Annotated in this window: 14 protein-coding genes; 4 read left to right on the top strand and 10 right to left on the bottom strand. The window is 36.5% G+C overall.

The genetic code is table 11. From position 1 onward, the window contains the following. Nucleotides 1–12 precede the first annotated feature (12 nt). The 9 genes from SCA31_RS07210 to hflX all read right to left on the bottom strand — a co-directional run bounded on the left by SCA31_RS07210 (nucleotide 13) and on the right by hflX (nucleotide 9,513). Nucleotides 13–1,083 (bottom strand): calcium:proton antiporter, encoded by a 1,071-nt coding sequence (locus SCA31_RS07210; protein WP_410696297.1) that lies wholly within the window; start codon nucleotides 1,081–1,083, stop codon nucleotides 13–15. Between the two features lie 66 nt (nucleotides 1,084–1,149). Continuing rightward, nucleotides 1,150–1,488: a DUF6122 family protein gene (locus tag SCA31_RS07205; protein WP_410696296.1), complete on the bottom strand. Its 339-nt coding sequence runs from the start codon at nucleotides 1,486–1,488 to the stop codon at nucleotides 1,150–1,152. Between the two features lie 28 nt (nucleotides 1,489–1,516). Continuing rightward, nucleotides 1,517–2,752: a hypothetical protein gene (locus SCA31_RS07200; protein WP_410696295.1), complete on the bottom strand. Its 1,236-nt coding sequence runs from the start codon at nucleotides 2,750–2,752 to the stop codon at nucleotides 1,517–1,519. Further along, entirely contained in the window at nucleotides 2,753–4,774 is a 2,022-nt protein-coding gene (locus SCA31_RS07195) for a hypothetical protein (protein ID WP_410696294.1), read from the bottom strand. It lies immediately after the preceding gene. A 17-nt stretch (nucleotides 4,775–4,791) separates the two neighbouring features. Further along, nucleotides 4,792–5,460: a hypothetical protein gene (locus SCA31_RS07190; RefSeq protein WP_410696293.1), complete on the bottom strand. Its 669-nt coding sequence runs from the start codon at nucleotides 5,458–5,460 to the stop codon at nucleotides 4,792–4,794. Between the two features lie 133 nt (nucleotides 5,461–5,593). Further along, nucleotides 5,594–6,313 carry a DNA alkylation repair protein gene (locus SCA31_RS07185; protein WP_410696292.1) on the bottom strand — a complete coding sequence of 240 codons (720 nt, stop codon included), beginning with the start codon at nucleotides 6,311–6,313 and terminating at the stop codon, nucleotides 5,594–5,596. Nucleotides 6,314–6,345: 32 nt separating this feature from the next. Then, nucleotides 6,346–7,632, bottom strand: a complete 1,287-nt coding sequence (locus SCA31_RS07180; RefSeq protein ID WP_410696291.1) for a cation:proton antiporter — start codon at nucleotides 7,630–7,632, stop codon at nucleotides 6,346–6,348. Nucleotides 7,633–7,660: 28 nt separating this feature from the next. After that, on the bottom strand, nucleotides 7,661–8,290 hold the full coding sequence (locus SCA31_RS07175; protein WP_410696290.1) for a DUF4919 domain-containing protein: 630 nt from the start codon (nucleotides 8,288–8,290) through the stop codon (nucleotides 7,661–7,663). Next, nucleotides 8,290–9,513, bottom strand: a complete 1,224-nt coding sequence (gene hflX, locus SCA31_RS07170; RefSeq protein ID WP_410696289.1) for a GTPase HflX — start codon at nucleotides 9,511–9,513, stop codon at nucleotides 8,290–8,292. The genes SCA31_RS07175 and hflX overlap by 1 nt, the downstream gene beginning before the upstream one ends. Nucleotides 9,514–9,708: 195 nt before the next feature. On the opposite strand from hflX, the gene SCA31_RS07165 reads away from it, so the two are divergent. From SCA31_RS07165 to SCA31_RS07150, 4 genes are all read left to right on the top strand, one after another. Continuing rightward, on the top strand, nucleotides 9,709–10,416 hold the full coding sequence (locus SCA31_RS07165; RefSeq protein WP_410696288.1) for a LytR/AlgR family response regulator transcription factor: 708 nt from the start codon (nucleotides 9,709–9,711) through the stop codon (nucleotides 10,414–10,416). A 161-nt stretch (nucleotides 10,417–10,577) separates the two neighbouring features. After that, a complete protein-coding gene (locus tag SCA31_RS07160) occupies nucleotides 10,578–11,054 on the top strand; it encodes a T9SS type A sorting domain-containing protein (protein ID WP_410696287.1) in 477 nt (158 codons plus the stop codon). Nucleotides 11,055–11,059: 5 nt separating this feature from the next. After that, nucleotides 11,060–13,609: a beta strand repeat-containing protein gene (locus SCA31_RS07155; RefSeq protein WP_410696286.1), complete on the top strand. Its 2,550-nt coding sequence runs from the start codon at nucleotides 11,060–11,062 to the stop codon at nucleotides 13,607–13,609. A 6-nt stretch (nucleotides 13,610–13,615) separates the two neighbouring features. Next, the gene (locus SCA31_RS07150; protein WP_410696285.1) at nucleotides 13,616–14,053 is read left to right on the top strand and encodes a hypothetical protein; all 438 of its coding nucleotides are present in this window, start codon (nucleotides 13,616–13,618) and stop codon (nucleotides 14,051–14,053) included. Between the two features lie 88 nt (nucleotides 14,054–14,141). Here the strand turns inward: SCA31_RS07150 and SCA31_RS07145 are convergent, their stop codons facing one another. Then, a complete protein-coding gene (locus SCA31_RS07145) occupies nucleotides 14,142–14,576 on the bottom strand; it encodes an META domain-containing protein (RefSeq protein ID WP_410696284.1) in 435 nt (144 codons plus the stop codon). Nucleotides 14,577–14,603 lie beyond the last annotated feature (27 nt).

Genomic DNA, 14,603 nt, shown 5'->3' with positions numbered 1-14,603 from the left:
TTACATTCTTTATTAAGGAACAATTACTGTAAATATATAAGCTGCCAGATTCACTAATAGAACTGTCCCATAAAGGATATTCGTTTTTCCACGGCTTAAGGAAAGCATTACAATAAATACTGATAAGGAAAGCAGAATTACATCTTTTTTATCCAATCCTAAGACCAAAGGGATATCATATACAATACAAACAGTAGACACCGCCGGAATGGTAAGTCCTATACTTGCAAGCGCTGATCCTAGCGCCAGGTTTAAGCTGGATTGAATCTGATTGCTTCTTGCTGCTCTAATAGCCGCAACTCCCTCAGGAAGAAGAACGACAGCAGCAATGATCACCCCTACCAAGGATTTTGGTGCTCCCAGACTTCGAACCATATTTTCAATAGTTCCAGATAAACTTTTCGCCATAAGAACTACAATAACCAAACAAACTACCAAAAAGGCAAAGCTTATAAGAGTTTTTGTTAATGTGGGGATATAATGTTCGTCAGGATGCTCGTCAGGGACTATAAAATAGCTTCTGTGGCGCAACGTCTGTACCATCAGGAAAACACCATAGATTACAAGACAGGCAATAGATATAAAAATAAGCTGAGCTTCGTTATAGAAAGGTCCGTTGACACTTGAAGTAAAATTAGGAAGGACCAAAGTAAGGATCAGGATTGAAACAATACTCACCAGATACGTAGTGGCAGACGTTCTTGCAAAGAACTGTTCATGATATTTAACGCCCCCAACCAGAATACAAATTCCCAAAATTCCGTTAAGAATTAGCATGACGGCGGCAAAAACGGTATCTCTTGCCAGCGTGATCGCCTGATCTCCGCCGGCCACCATCAGCGAGATGATAAGCGCAACTTCAATAATGGTGATGCAAAGGGCTAAAATAATGGTTCCGAATGGCTCTCCTACTTTATGGGCAACTACTTCTGCATGATGCACTGCCGATAAAACGCTTCCAATAAGTAAAATCCCGGCAATAACATCATGAATAACGTCACTTCCCATCAGTCCGGAAAAATAGTAACCTACCGCAAGGACAGGAAAAATATAAGTATAATGTAAAAGTTCTCTAAGTCTCATAAAGTGACTACAAAATACAAAAAATCTATAACTTTTGAAATATTAAAAGAAAATATTAATAATATTTTAATGAGGCCAGAAGTTAAAATCCTGATAATCAGTAAACATATGAAACAGAAGCCCAATTCCTATAATTCTTATATTTCCTTTAAAGAACAGCAGCAAAAAATACACCGCAATGGCATAATAGGAATGTAAAAAATGGAAACCTATACTTTCTCTTGATGGGTCAAAGATCGGATTGGCAAAAAGATGGTCCAGATCTACCAGCATTGTGGCAAGAAGAATAAAATATGCCTTTTTCCAATTTTTACGATAAAAAATCAACGCAATAAATACAGGTAAAACAAGATGCAAAAAATAATGAGTAAAGGTTTTGATCAATGCGATGTCTGATGGAGCCATTAATGATAATTTTATTCGGTTTTTAAACTTACCATCGTAAAATTAAGGGTAATTCTCCATTTTTTGCTTTTATTTTCATCCAATAATCTTTTGATTTATTCCGATACAACACGTAATCGATATCAGAAATGATCTTTTTCTCTGTGTTGCTCAATGTTTTCAAAGAAGAATACAGTAAAGTATTATTTCTGATCAGAATGTAATTTTCTTTTAGCTGGGGAGATAGTGATATTGGTTTTCGGGTTGATTTTATGACAATTCCGTTGTTACTGTGGCTGATTTCGTTTGGCAAGAAAGGAATTGCTGTGAATTGATTTTGATCATTGATCCATTTTTTAGACTGGAAATATTCCCATGTTTTATTGGGATCATCACTTTTGATATCAATGATGTAATTCGGTTGAGTAATTTTTTGAACGCTCTTTTTTTCAACTTCATTAAAATTATCATCATATTCATAGCTGATAATGGTATCATTGACCTGCTCGAGATTTGAGGTAACCTTTAAGGAAATGGACTGTGAGGAATCCGCAATGTTCTTATTGAAAAAACGGGTAAAGTTTCTGATATTTTCTTTGTCTAGTTCCAGCTCCAGAAATTGATTCCCTTTCCTAATTTTTGAATCAATAGTATTTAAAGCTTGCAGGTTTGAGTTGTTTTTTATTTCAATTTCATCATCTTTTAATTCAATAGAGAAGTTTTGAATCTTCTGCCCTGAAAGAAAAGAAATACTCCCTGCTGTATTTTGAATAAACTGACCTGCATTTAAAATGTTTTTTTGTGAAGCCTGAAAAATCTGCTTGTTGATGACTCCAAAACCCGAATCGGAAGTCCCTACAATACAGTTCTCACCTTCTATACTAATAAAAACATGATCTTTTTGAAAAATATTTTCCCCTTTACCGACAAATTGTTGCTGCTTTAAAAATACAATAAACTTCTGCGGATCTTTAAGTTCTATGACACTGTACCATTCTGAAATGCCGGTCCCTTGAAGATGGAAAACCTGTAAAAAATCCGGGATTATGATTCCCGATTCATTCAGGGAAGCTGAATTTTTTCCTTTTGTTTTGCCACCCCATTGCGAAGGGTGTGTAATCAGACTGAAAATATATTGCCTCGTCAGATTCTTTACGTCTATTAAAACAACAGCATCAGCATTTTTAGGAATGAGCCTAAGCTTCTTATCCTTATAAAAAAGCACAAAATAAGCCGTAATAGCCAGTAACAGAATTAACGAGGCAATAACTTTCTTTTTATTCATCTACAATATCTGTGGTTTTTTTTCTGAATCTTTTATTTTAAAAATCTCATTAAACAGATCAAAGAAATACATCAGACTGTTTTCAGAAGAATTTTTAATATTATAATTCATTTCTGTTTGTATACTCTCTCCCTTTACTTCAGTTTTATAATACAGTTCCCCTACATTTTTTCTAAACAGGTCCAGGGTTTTTCTTTCCGAAGGACTTTTAAACTCTTTATCTAAACCAATTAAAAGTTTCTGCAGATCCAGTCTTCCGGATAAAGGGTATTTTGAAGAGTCTTTTGCCCATTTTTTAGAAATATCAGATTGCGTTGCAGGAAGAATATTTTCTGTAGAACTCGTCACATATACAATACCATCTTTTATGGTAAAGAACAATTGATCAACGTATCCTGCTGCCTTTTCATTTTCTTTAAAAGAGTAAAACTCTCCTGCTTTTGTAAATTTCTTAGCTAGCTTTTTATTGGTTATCAATAGATTAAAAATACGTTTCCAGTAGCCCTCATTCTCAGTTGCAAAAGCAAAGGTAAAGTTAGGAACTGCTACATCTTTGGTTTTCTTTACTTCTTTTTCATTATAATCTTCATCGTATTCGTAATCTGTATATTCTACTTTTTTAGATTTCAGTTCATTTAAAACGAAGATTCCGTTTCCTGGTGCAATTTTAGCAATAGCTTCTTCATCCAAAATAATTTTCATGGTCTCCATGATCAGTTCCATCTCCTTTTTGTACTTATTGTCTCCTGAATCCTGAAGAAGACTGTACATCAAATCAAAACACTTTCCTCCACTTACATTAACGGCGTAGTAACCAACGCTTTTTTCATTGATGAGTTCCAGCAGTTTTTTATTTTTCTTTCCTTTGTAAACCGATGCAATATTTTTCTGAATCTCAGTATTCTTGTGCTGATAATTATTGATCAGTTTTACTTTGTCTTTATCAAAATACAGGTTATAAGCAGAATTTGAGTTGTACATATTTCGGAAAACCTGTCCAAAATCGTAGCGATTCATCATTTTTCCGTAGATTCCGTCATTGATGATTCTTCCATAATCTGTATAAACGAAGACGTCAGAATTTGCATCTCTGAAAGTCAGCATTTCTTTAGAAGCTTCCACTTCCAGATTGGAATTGAAATACTGGTCGAAGTGATCTTCAGCATATTTTTTTACAATCTTGAAATTCTCTCTGCGGATAGAATCCTGTTCTTTTTGGAACGCTTTTTCTGCCTCAGCGTCATCATACTCCGAACCATAGTTCTCCTCTCCCTCTTGTTCCGGGCTTACAACATTCTCTTTTTCTTTAGGATATTTGTGATGTTTTTGCAGATATTTAATATCTTTCTGAATTCTTGCGATCTCCCGATTGTTATCTTTGATACTTTCTCTCAGGTATTGAATATCTTCTTTCAGGGTCTTTATTTCATCTTTATAATCAAACGGTTTTTCCAATTCTTCGGCATAAACTGTGTCAATAGCAACACTATCAACCACAGCAGCAACACTATCTGCAACCGTTGCAGCCTCATCCGTCCAAAGGTCTTTATAGGGTTTGGTATAGCTTATCATACTAAGAACTGCATGTCCTCCATTCCATGCAACAAAAACATCATCATCTACATCAACGTAAGAATAACTATTTCTTTTGGACGTTTCTTGTCCTTTTTTCTTAACGGAATTAATAAATTCCTGAAACTTCTCTTTATTATCGATAATAAAATGAGTATGATAGGTCTTTATGGAATCATTAATACTGGCGTAATGATACTGAACAGCATCATATTTAATTCCCGTTTTGGAATAGTCCGTCCATGAAGGTTTTTCTTTGCTCTTTTTGCTTAATTCATACAACAAAGGGTTAAGTTTATTCCAATTGATTTTGTTGTTAAGCTGTTTCCCGTTGACTTCCATATAAAATATAGCATCATTGGGAACTTTCATACTGTTTTGAGCTAATGCCAAGCTAAAGCCAAAGAGTAATAAAATAATTTTTTGTGTTTTTAAGAATATATATTTCATGGTTGAATGTTAGAAATTTATTGGAAAAGAATGGTGTTTTGTAATTGTTTTTTCTGAAGAATTACATCTAAGATGCCGGCGTCCATTTTTATGGCCTTTTTATTTGGAGAAAGCAAATAGGCGCTATTGGTCTGAGATTTTACAGCGTTTTCAAACTGCATTATAGATGTATATGTGGCACCGTTAAAAACTTCTTTGTCTGCCTTACTCATCTTGTCGTAATCTGTCTTGAATGTATTCACTTTATTTCTTGTCAATACTTTTTTTTGAAGATCCTGACTGTAGATCTGTGTGGGAATCATTTTACCCAGTATATTCTGGGCTTTCAGCTTTTCTAAGCCGGCATTGACATTTTCAATTTTTTTAAAATTACAACTCAGTTTGATGATGTAATTATCAAAATCCATAGAGGTTTTAACATTACTGATGCCTGGTGTTCCTTTAAAAGTTTTAGCTGCTTCATTGATTTTATTTTCAATTTCTGACTTTTTGGGAACCTTTTTTCCATTAATGGTTTCCATTTTAGAAATTGAAGCAAGTCTTGTTTTGCTTTTACTTGCATTAAGAATAACAGTATATTCACCTGTTCCGTCAGCTTTTAGATTAATCTTGTCTAAAATATCAAAACAGCTTGTCAGCAAAAGTAAAGGTAGAAACAGAAGACAAAACTTAAGAATATTTTTCATGATTGGGCTTAAAGCGACAAAATTACTCAATTTCGGCCTTAAACTTTTACAATCTTTGATTTTTTGGATATAAATAGCTGTTTTCAGGTAGTTTTTCTAGAAGTGAAACGATACTACTATGGCTTTTATTTTTTTACCTACGTCCTTTTAAATAATCCTGTCTTACCTCTTCATCCAATTTTTCTATAGCATATCGCAGACAGGTTCTTGGCATTTCTTTATAGTATGTATTCAGATAGCTGATTAATTCATTTTCATTTTTGTTTCCCATTTCCCGAAGCAGCCACCCGTTTGCCTTATGCATCAAATCATGGGAATGCTTTAGATTTCTGGTTACAAATTCCTTGGTAAGGTCGTAATACCCTTTTTTTACATAGTGCATGGTTCCAACTACCGCAATTCGTTTATACCACATTTCCTCTACTTCTGAAAGGTTCCTCAAAAGGCTTTCTTTCTTATTTTCATAGGCATATCTCCCTAAAATTTTATAGCAGCTGCAATCTACTAAATCCCAATTGTTAACATATGTAAGGTGATTAAGATAAAATTCCACCACTTCATCTTTTATAGCATTATCCTTTGTTTTCTCAAATTTTGAGATGAGCATAAAAAGAGCCGTCAGTCTGTGTTCATGATATTTTGAAGAAAGCAGTTCACTCAATTCTTCCATATTGAGTTTTGAGTAGTATTCCTTGGCGACGGATCTCTGATCTGGAACTTTTACTCCCAGAAACAAGTCACCCTCACCGTATTCTCCTTTTCCCGTTTTGAAAAACCTTGGAAAGAATTCTGCCTTTTCAGGAATGGATAAAACAGCTAATGCTTCCTTTATTTCTTTAACAATGCTGCTCATTTTGAATTATTGTTAATTTGTCACTACCAACATTAAGCTTTTTCTTCCAGCGCAATGCTTTCCTGCTCCTCCTCTTCTTTGGCTATTTTATTAGGATTTGCCACCTTGGCAATGGTGAGTCCCTGTACAATGATTGAGAATACAACAACACAGTATGTAATGCTTAGAATAATTTCACTATATTCACTCTTAGGAATAGACATTGCCAGTGCAATGGACACTCCTCCACGAATTCCTCCCCAAACTAATACTTTTACCGTTTGCGGGCTAAAGCTTCTTCTTAGGGATGTAAACTTTGTAGGTCCCCAGATTGAAATAAATCTTGCAAACAGAACTACAACAATTGCTAATACTCCAGGAATCATAAAGTGTTTCAGGTCTTTAATCATCAAAAGTTCAAACCCTATAAACAGGAATAATACGGCATTCAGAATTTCATCAATCAGCTCCCAGAATTTAATCAAATAATCTTGGGTTACAGACTTCATTTTGAAACTTCTATTAAAGTTCCCCATGAATAATCCTGCCGCCACCATCGTTAATGGTCCTGAAATATGCATCTGTCTTGCAATAAGATAACCACCCATTACCACAGAAAGAGTCACTAATACGGAGATAATATAATCATCCACTTCACGCATAAGCCTTGAAGTAACCCAACCAAGTAAAACTCCTAGGAGAATACCTCCACCCGCTTCTTTAAGTAAAAGTAATCCAATACTTTCAACGCCAAGATCCACTTCTTTTCCTACGGCAAGCTGAAGAACAACTGTAAAGACCACCACTGCCATACCATCATTGAAAAGAGATTCTCCCGCTACCTTTGTTTCCAGAGATTTGGAAACCTTAGCCTGCTTCAATACACTTAATACCGCTACCGGATCAGTAGGCGAAATCAAGGCTCCAAAGACCAAACAATAGATAAATGGAAGATTCACCCCTAAATAAGGCAACAGATAAAACATACCGAAACCTACCACAAAAGTGGAAATTACAACTCCCACTGTGGAAAATATCAGTACGGGTCTGAACTGTTCCTTAAGATCATTAATGTTAATATGAATTCCTCCTGCAAAGAGAAGAAAGTTCAACATGGCCCCCATCAGAATCTCTGTGAAATCAATACTTTCCATCAGATTGTTAAGATGTCCGAATGTTCTAGGAAGTACTGTTTCTCCAAACATAACCAGGAAAATGGAAACCACAATGGCTATCACCATAATTCCGATGGTACTGGGAAGCTTTAAGAATCTGTAATTAAGATAGGCAAATATGGATGCTAATACGATTAATGCCGAAAATGAATAATATAATTCCACTAAGTGTTTTTTAATTAATTGATAAGTTCTAAATATCTAAATAAAGGACTTTAATATAGATTTTTTGCCCCTCCTTTTCCCAAATATCAAACATTCCGTCTTTAGATGGTTTTGATCCTCTTGTATAGTCTTTTCCTATATTCAGAATATTCAACAAAATATATTCATCTCCTACGGAATTTACCAGATAGGCTGTCTTTTCAGATTTCCCATCCCCAGAGCTCTTTATTCCGTCAGCAAGTGAGCGAAATTGGTTCAGGTGATGCATAAAATTATTGCCATCCTTTACAGAATCATATGCCCTAAGAAGAATCAGCAGGATATCCAGATTGGTAGGATCTTTATCATATAAAGTCTTCCCCTGCTTGATGCATTCCTCGAAATTATTTTGCTTAAAGGCTTCCGCCAGGCTCTTGAAAGCTTCATCTGAAGTCGTTACTTTATCATTCCTGAAACTTCTTCCATAATAAAGATATTGAGATTCTATACTGTCCAGAGACTTTGGATACCCCTTGTATTTAAAAAGAAGTTTCTCATACTTGTATGGAGAATCAGAATTTTTGAAACTTTTCTCGATGGCTTTAAAATCAACTATTGATTTCTGGCTGAACCCAAAAACCGAAAACATGATGAATAAAAGGAAAAAGTAATGTTTCATTAATTGTTGTTTTCTTCCTCTTCGTCATCAAAATACTCGAAAAGGAAATCGTTGTATGGAAATCTTGAAATATGGATCTTCATGACCTCATCATAGATCATCTTTTTCATTTCCGGGAAATTTTCCTTTGTAAGTGCAGAGATGAAAACAGTAGGAAACTTAGATTTTGCCATCCATGTTTTTTTCCATTCTTCAAGGGAAATATTCTTCTTTGAACTAGGTGTTAAATCATCTTCATCTTTCTTCTCATAGCTGAAATCGTCAATTTTATTGAATACCATGATCATTGGTTTCTGATGGGCATTGATATCCATTAAAATCTGATTAACAGAAGCGATATGATCTTCAAAACTTTCATGGGAAATATCTACCACATGAATCAGAAGGTCAGCTTCACGAACCTCATCCAATGTAGATTTAAACGATTCTACCAATTGCGTAGGCAATTTTCTGATAAATCCTACCGTATCGGTAAGCAGGAACGGTAAGTTTCCGATCACCACTTTTCGTACAGTAGTATCCAGTGTTGCAAATAATTTATTTTCGGCAAAAACCTCAGACTTTGAAAGAGAATTCATCAAAGTAGACTTGCCAACATTGGTATATCCTACCAAAGCTGCACGAACAACCTTTCCACGATTGTTACGCTGAGTCGCCATTTGCTTGTCAATGGTCTTTAATTTATCTTTCAACAAAGTGATTCTGTCACGAATAATACGACGGTCAGTTTCAATTTCCGTTTCCCCGGGACCTCTCATCCCGATACCTCCTTTTTGACGCTCCAAGTGAGTCCACATCCTGGTTAATCGAGGCAAAAGATACTGATATTGAGCTAATTCAACCTGAGTCCTTGCATAAGAAGTTTGTGCTCTCTGTGCAAAAATGTCAAGAATAAGATTGGTACGGTCCAAAATTTTAACCTCCATTTCTCTTTCCAGGTTTTTAAGTTGTGAAGGAGAAAGCTCATCGTCAAAAATTACTGTTCCAATTTCATTTTCTTTTACATATTCTTTTATTTCGAGTGCTTTTCCACTCCCAATAAAGGTTTTGGAATCAGGCTGTGTTAATTTTTGGGTGAAGCGCTTTTCAACGGTTGCTCCAGCGGTGAAAGCCAAAAACTCCAGTTCATCCATGTACTCCACCAGTTTTTCTTCGTCTTGATTTTGAGTAATAATCCCTACCAAGACTGCTTTCTCATAATTATGTTCTTTCTTTTCTAACATTAAGTTCTATCTATGTTTATGATTTTTACAAGATAATATTTTTCCGAAAAAAAACAAAATCAAATTTTAGTTAATAACACTTTTTAATATAAATTTAAGGTTACCTGTTTATTATTATATAAAAAATCAATAACTTTATATAACAATTTTCTGATTTTTAAACATTTAAATTAAAAAATTAATATCCAGAAGATCATGATTACCCATATTAGATGTATGATTATTGATGATGATGAACTGGACAGACTAGTTCTTCAGCGCTATATCAAACAGTACGAGAACATAGAAATTGTCGCATCTTTCGATTCGGCAGAAAAAGCAATTCCTTACCTTGACCTTCCTATTGACCTCCTTATCACCGAGACCAATTTAAAAGGCATGAATGGTTTGGAACTTAGAAAATTAGCCCATAAAATACCCGCCTGCATCTTCGTAAGCTCTCATCCTGAACTGGCAGCCTGTGTTTTTGAAATGAATACCCTTGATTTTATTACCAAGCCTTTAACCACGGAACGCTTTCATTATTCTATGCAAAAGCTTTTTGATTTTTTTAAAGTGAAAGAAAAGTGTGAGTGCTATGATGCCATTCTTGGACAGGACTTCATTAATCTAAAAGAAAGCGGAAATATTTTTCAGGTCAGAAAAACAGATATTCTTTATCTGGAAGCATTAAAGGATTATACCCGAATCATTACTCTTGAAAAAAAGCATTGTATTCTGGACTCTTTAGGTAATCTTCTTCATAAAAATTTTTTTGACTCCTTTGTGAGAATACACAGAAGCTATGCAGTACCTCGACATCTGATCCGTGGAAAAAACTGTCATGAAATAGAATTGATACACCATATCAAGCTTCCTATCGGCAGAACCTATAAGGACAACCTTTCTTTTTTTAAGCCTTAACAACCCACTTAATTTATATAATAATTCACAAATCGCCATTGGTCGATTATTTCTGTCGTTGGTCTATTTTTCTATTATCCGATCATGATAGGGAGTAATTTAGTCTTCCCAAATTCCCCATAGAAAATAACTTTCCATTAGTAATCTAAAAACTGTTATCCATGAAAAAAACATTTATTTATTGCCTCGTGCTCCCTCTCTTTTCTCTATCATTCCTGCATGCTCAGTCAGCAGTATTAGCAACCGGAATGGATGCATCAGGCGGAAATGGTTCGGTTTCCTACAGTATAGGCCAGACGGCCTATCTTTATAAAGGAGCCGGAGACCAAATTCTGGAAGGCGTACAACAGCCTTATGAAATCATCGCACTCACGACCCGTGAAACATCATCAAATTCGGAGGGTATTCTAATTTACCCTAACCCTTTCAAAGACTTTTTGTATCTGGATTTTACCTCAGGTAACTATAAAGATGCGGAATACCAACTATTTGATGCTCAAGGCAAGCTCATTAAAAAGGATGCGATTGTACAGTCAAAATCTGAACTCAACTTCTCTTCTCTACCGTCTGCCCTATATATCATTAGGATTACTCAGCATGGAGAAAACCTCAAAACATTTAAAATCATTAAAAAATAATCACCATGAAAAAAATATTATTATTGTTTGGAATCCTGTCCGGTCTCTTTATGGGACTTTCACAGGTTCCAGAAAAAATGAGCTATCAGGCTGTCATAAGAAATGGTTCCGGACAGATATTAAGCAATCAGGCTATCGCTATAAGATTAAGCATATTACAGGGATCGGCAGCCGGACCTTCTGTCTATTCTGAAAGACTCACCGGAAATACAAATGTTAATGGGCTTGTTACGTTGGAAATAGGAACAGGAACAGTTCTTTCAGGGACATTTTCTACCATCGACTGGCCTTCAGGAAACTATTATTTAAAAACAGAAACAGACCCGTCAGGAGGAACTACTTACACCATAACAGGAACCTCACAATTATTGAGTGTACCTTATGCCATGTATGCAAAATCTGCTGGAAGCAGCGGTGGAACTTTTACAATCCCATACGCAAATACAGTAAATAATGCCTCTACTTTGTTTTCATTGACTAATGATGGTGATGGAACATCTTTAGAGGGGAATAATAATTCAACAACTTCAAGTATTGCACCAGTAAGGGGTATTGTTACCAACACTGCTCCCGGGGGATTTTCTTCTGGGGTACGCGGGATCAATAACGGAACCGGCGGACTTGGGGTGGGTGTCTGGGGAAGCCAGAACGGAAGTGGATGGGGAGTTTACGGCGTAACACCTAATGGTTTAGGAGTATATGGAAATTCCAGTGCGAGCGGAACCGGAGTGTATGCTAACAGCAACACGGGTACAGGTCTTACGGCAACCAGTAACAATGGAATCCCGGCCAATATTTCTATTTTGAATAATGCAAACAACAATAATGTTCTCAATGCATCTACTTTAGGAAACGGAGTCGTTGTAAACGTTACCTCATCCGGAAACGGACATGGGGTGGTAAGCTCAACAGGCACAGGTATTGCCCTTAGGGGAACGACCACTGCTCAATCATCTGCAGGGGTTATGGGCAGCAATACAGGAAATGGAGAAGCTGTGGTAGGATTAACAACCAGTGATATTGCCGGAGCTGTAGTAGGACGTAATGATGGCGGAGGATACGGTGTAAGAGGATTCATTTCAAACAATACATCCGGAACGGCTATCGGTGTTTATGGACAGGTTGGATTAAATAACAGTACAGGTCGTGCAGGAAGATTTGAAAATTTTAATCAAACAAATACCGTTGCAAATATTTTAGAGGTAGAGACCAATGGTAACGGAAATATCCCTGACAATACTCAAGGTAATGCAGCCTCTTTTCTTGTTGACAATACCAATAGTGTTGGTGCAGCAGTAAGAGGAGAAGTGAATACTATTTTCGGAAACTTTGGGGCCGCTGCCATTTTTGGGGTTTCTTCCGGAACAGGAGGACGAGCAGGATTGTTCTACGCATCAAACCCAACAGGAAATGGAGCTTCATTGATTGCCCTAACAGATGGAAACGGAAATGCCATCACGGCCAATGCAGGTAAAGACGGCAATGGTGTTGAAACTAATATTGATGGAAACGGAAATGCCCTTTATGCATGGGTTCCTACTTTTTCAACCGGACGTGCGGGGCGATTTAACATCTTCAACGAGGACAATACAAGTGATGCAATAACCGTAACAACTGTAGGGAATGGTATTGCAGGAAATTTTAAAGTAGATAAAACTCAGGGGACCTCCCCGGCTGTAAAAGGAGAGGTTAATTCAATATTTGCCAATTTCGGAACAGCAGGAATTTATGGTTTATCATCCGGAACAGGAGGATTCGGTGGTTTATTTTACTCATCAAATCCTACAGGAAATGGTCCTGCTTTATTAGCCCTAACGGAGGGAAACGGAAATGGAATTACGGCAAACGCTGGTGGAACAGGAGATGGTATTGAAGCGTCGTGTGATGGTAATGGTAATGCTATCTCAGGTTTTATCCCCAATTTTGGTACGGGTAAAGCAGGCAGGTTTGCTAACTTCAATAATAGTAACGCTCAACCGGTAGTACATGTAACGACTACAGGTACCGGCTCTACTCTACTTGTAAACCACCAGGGAGCATCAGGTGATCTTACCGTATACCAGAGCGCCTCAGTGAATGTAGCCCGTATTAATAAAGCCGGCAGAGGATTCTTCAACGGAGGTACTCAAAACAGCGGGGCAGATGTTGCTGAAGCGTTTGATGTAGAGGGGGCTATTTCTGAATATGAAGCCGGTGATATCCTTGTGATATCAACCCGTTCTGACAGAACCGTAGAAAAATCTTCAAAACCTTATTCTAATCTTGTTGCAGGGGTATATGCAACCAAACCAGGAGTACTTCTTACTGAGGAACATATTGACACTGATCTTTCAGGCAAGGCTCCTATGGGAGTAATTGGAGTTATTCCAACCAAAGTATGTCTTGAAAATGGTAAAATAAAACGAGGAGATCTTTTGGTAACTTCATCCAAAACCGGGATTGCTATGAAAGCTGATCTCAAAAAGGTAAGAATAGGACAGGTTATCGGAAAAGCACTTCAGGACTATGATCAAAAAGAGATTGGAAAAATTCAAGTATTAGTCAACATAAAATAAACCGTCATGAAAATAGCATATATCATCCCGTTATTGTTTTTAAGCACCATTGCCTATGCTCAGGAAAGTAAAAAGGCAGCTCCGGTGGAAGACCAGACACTGGCCGTAAAGCAGATTAAAGAACAGGAAGCAAAAATTCTGAAAGAAACTCAGGAAAATGCAGATAAAAAAACCACCCAGACAGGACTTGTTTCCGATCATGGCCTAGAGGTGAAACAACAACCTTCAAAATCCAAGAATACAACTGATAATAGTTCAGGACAGCTTCTCCCCAATACAGCTAGTCTTGAAGACATAAAAAGAACAATTCCCAACAGACAGGCAAATCATAATATAAAAAATTCTAGGAACACAAATAATACAATGATTGGGTTACCCAATACAGCAACCCTTGAGGAAATAAAAAAAAACGATTCCCAAAAACTAATAATCCTCAAAAACTAATAGCCAAAAAACTGATAACCTAACCAGATTTTTCACACCAAAAAGAAGTCCGCTACACAGCGGACTTTTATATTTCAATACTGGAAGATTAGTCCCAGTCTGCAGCAACAAACTTCATGGGGTTTCCATGATCATCAGACAGGGTAAGAAAATGCCCTTCAATTGTATATTTTGTCATGGTTTCAAATTTCTTCTGAAAAGAAGTTTCCAGACTCATATCCTGACAGGCTTTCATCGTGCTCGCTCCTTGAGAAATTTTCACTTTTCCATTTTTTTTAAATTCGGAAGAAAATGTCATTTGGTTACATCCCATAAAGGCACTTCCCTGAATTTTACCGTTTTCCATCTTGCCCGTCAAGTTCACTTCAGCTTTATTGGCAACTAACTGTTCTTTGGAAAACCCGTCAAAAGAAACCATCATCCACTGTCGTTGGAGGGTCGGGTTTTTATCGGGTACTGCAGAACAATTTAGAGCAAGTCCTAAAAATAAAATTGCAAAAAGGGATAATAGTATCTTTTTCATGCGGATTATCATCCCATTTTCATACCA

This window comes from Chryseobacterium sp. SIMBA_028 (assembly GCF_046535285.1).
Taxonomy (GTDB): Bacteria; Bacteroidota; Bacteroidia; order Flavobacteriales; family Weeksellaceae; genus Chryseobacterium.
The sequence above is the reverse complement of the archived record's forward strand: the minus strand, read 5'-3'. Positions and strand labels throughout refer to the sequence as shown.

What these genes read in the sequence shown, in the direction of transcription:
- SCA31_RS07190 (WP_410696293.1), bottom strand. Translation starts at nt 5,460, where the DNA reads ATGAAAAATATTCTTAAGTTTTGTCTTCTGTTTCTACCTTTACTTTTG.
- SCA31_RS07200 (WP_410696295.1), bottom strand. Translation starts at nt 2,752, where the DNA reads ATGAATAAAAAGAAAGTTATTGCCTCGTTAATTCTGTTACTGGCTATT.
- SCA31_RS07210 (WP_410696297.1), bottom strand. Translation starts at nt 1,083, where the DNA reads ATGAGACTTAGAGAACTTTTACATTATACTTATATTTTTCCTGTCCTT.
- SCA31_RS07155 (WP_410696286.1), top strand. Translation starts at nt 11,060, where the DNA reads ATGAAAAAAATATTATTATTGTTTGGAATCCTGTCCGGTCTCTTTATG.
- SCA31_RS07150 (WP_410696285.1), top strand. Translation starts at nt 13,616, where the DNA reads ATGAAAATAGCATATATCATCCCGTTATTGTTTTTAAGCACCATTGCC.
- SCA31_RS07145 (WP_410696284.1), bottom strand. Translation starts at nt 14,576, where the DNA reads ATGAAAAAGATACTATTATCCCTTTTTGCAATTTTATTTTTAGGACTT.
- SCA31_RS07205 (WP_410696296.1), bottom strand. Translation starts at nt 1,488, where the DNA reads ATGGCTCCATCAGACATCGCATTGATCAAAACCTTTACTCATTATTTT.
- hflX (WP_410696289.1), bottom strand. Translation starts at nt 9,513, where the DNA reads ATGTTAGAAAAGAAAGAACATAATTATGAGAAAGCAGTCTTGGTAGGG.
- SCA31_RS07195 (WP_410696294.1), bottom strand. Translation starts at nt 4,774, where the DNA reads ATGAAATATATATTCTTAAAAACACAAAAAATTATTTTATTACTCTTT.
- SCA31_RS07175 (WP_410696290.1), bottom strand. Translation starts at nt 8,290, where the DNA reads ATGAAACATTACTTTTTCCTTTTATTCATCATGTTTTCGGTTTTTGGG.
- SCA31_RS07165 (WP_410696288.1), top strand. Translation starts at nt 9,709, where the DNA reads ATGATTACCCATATTAGATGTATGATTATTGATGATGATGAACTGGAC.
- SCA31_RS07160 (WP_410696287.1), top strand. Translation starts at nt 10,578, where the DNA reads ATGAAAAAAACATTTATTTATTGCCTCGTGCTCCCTCTCTTTTCTCTA.
- SCA31_RS07185 (WP_410696292.1), bottom strand. Translation starts at nt 6,313, where the DNA reads ATGAGCAGCATTGTTAAAGAAATAAAGGAAGCATTAGCTGTTTTATCC.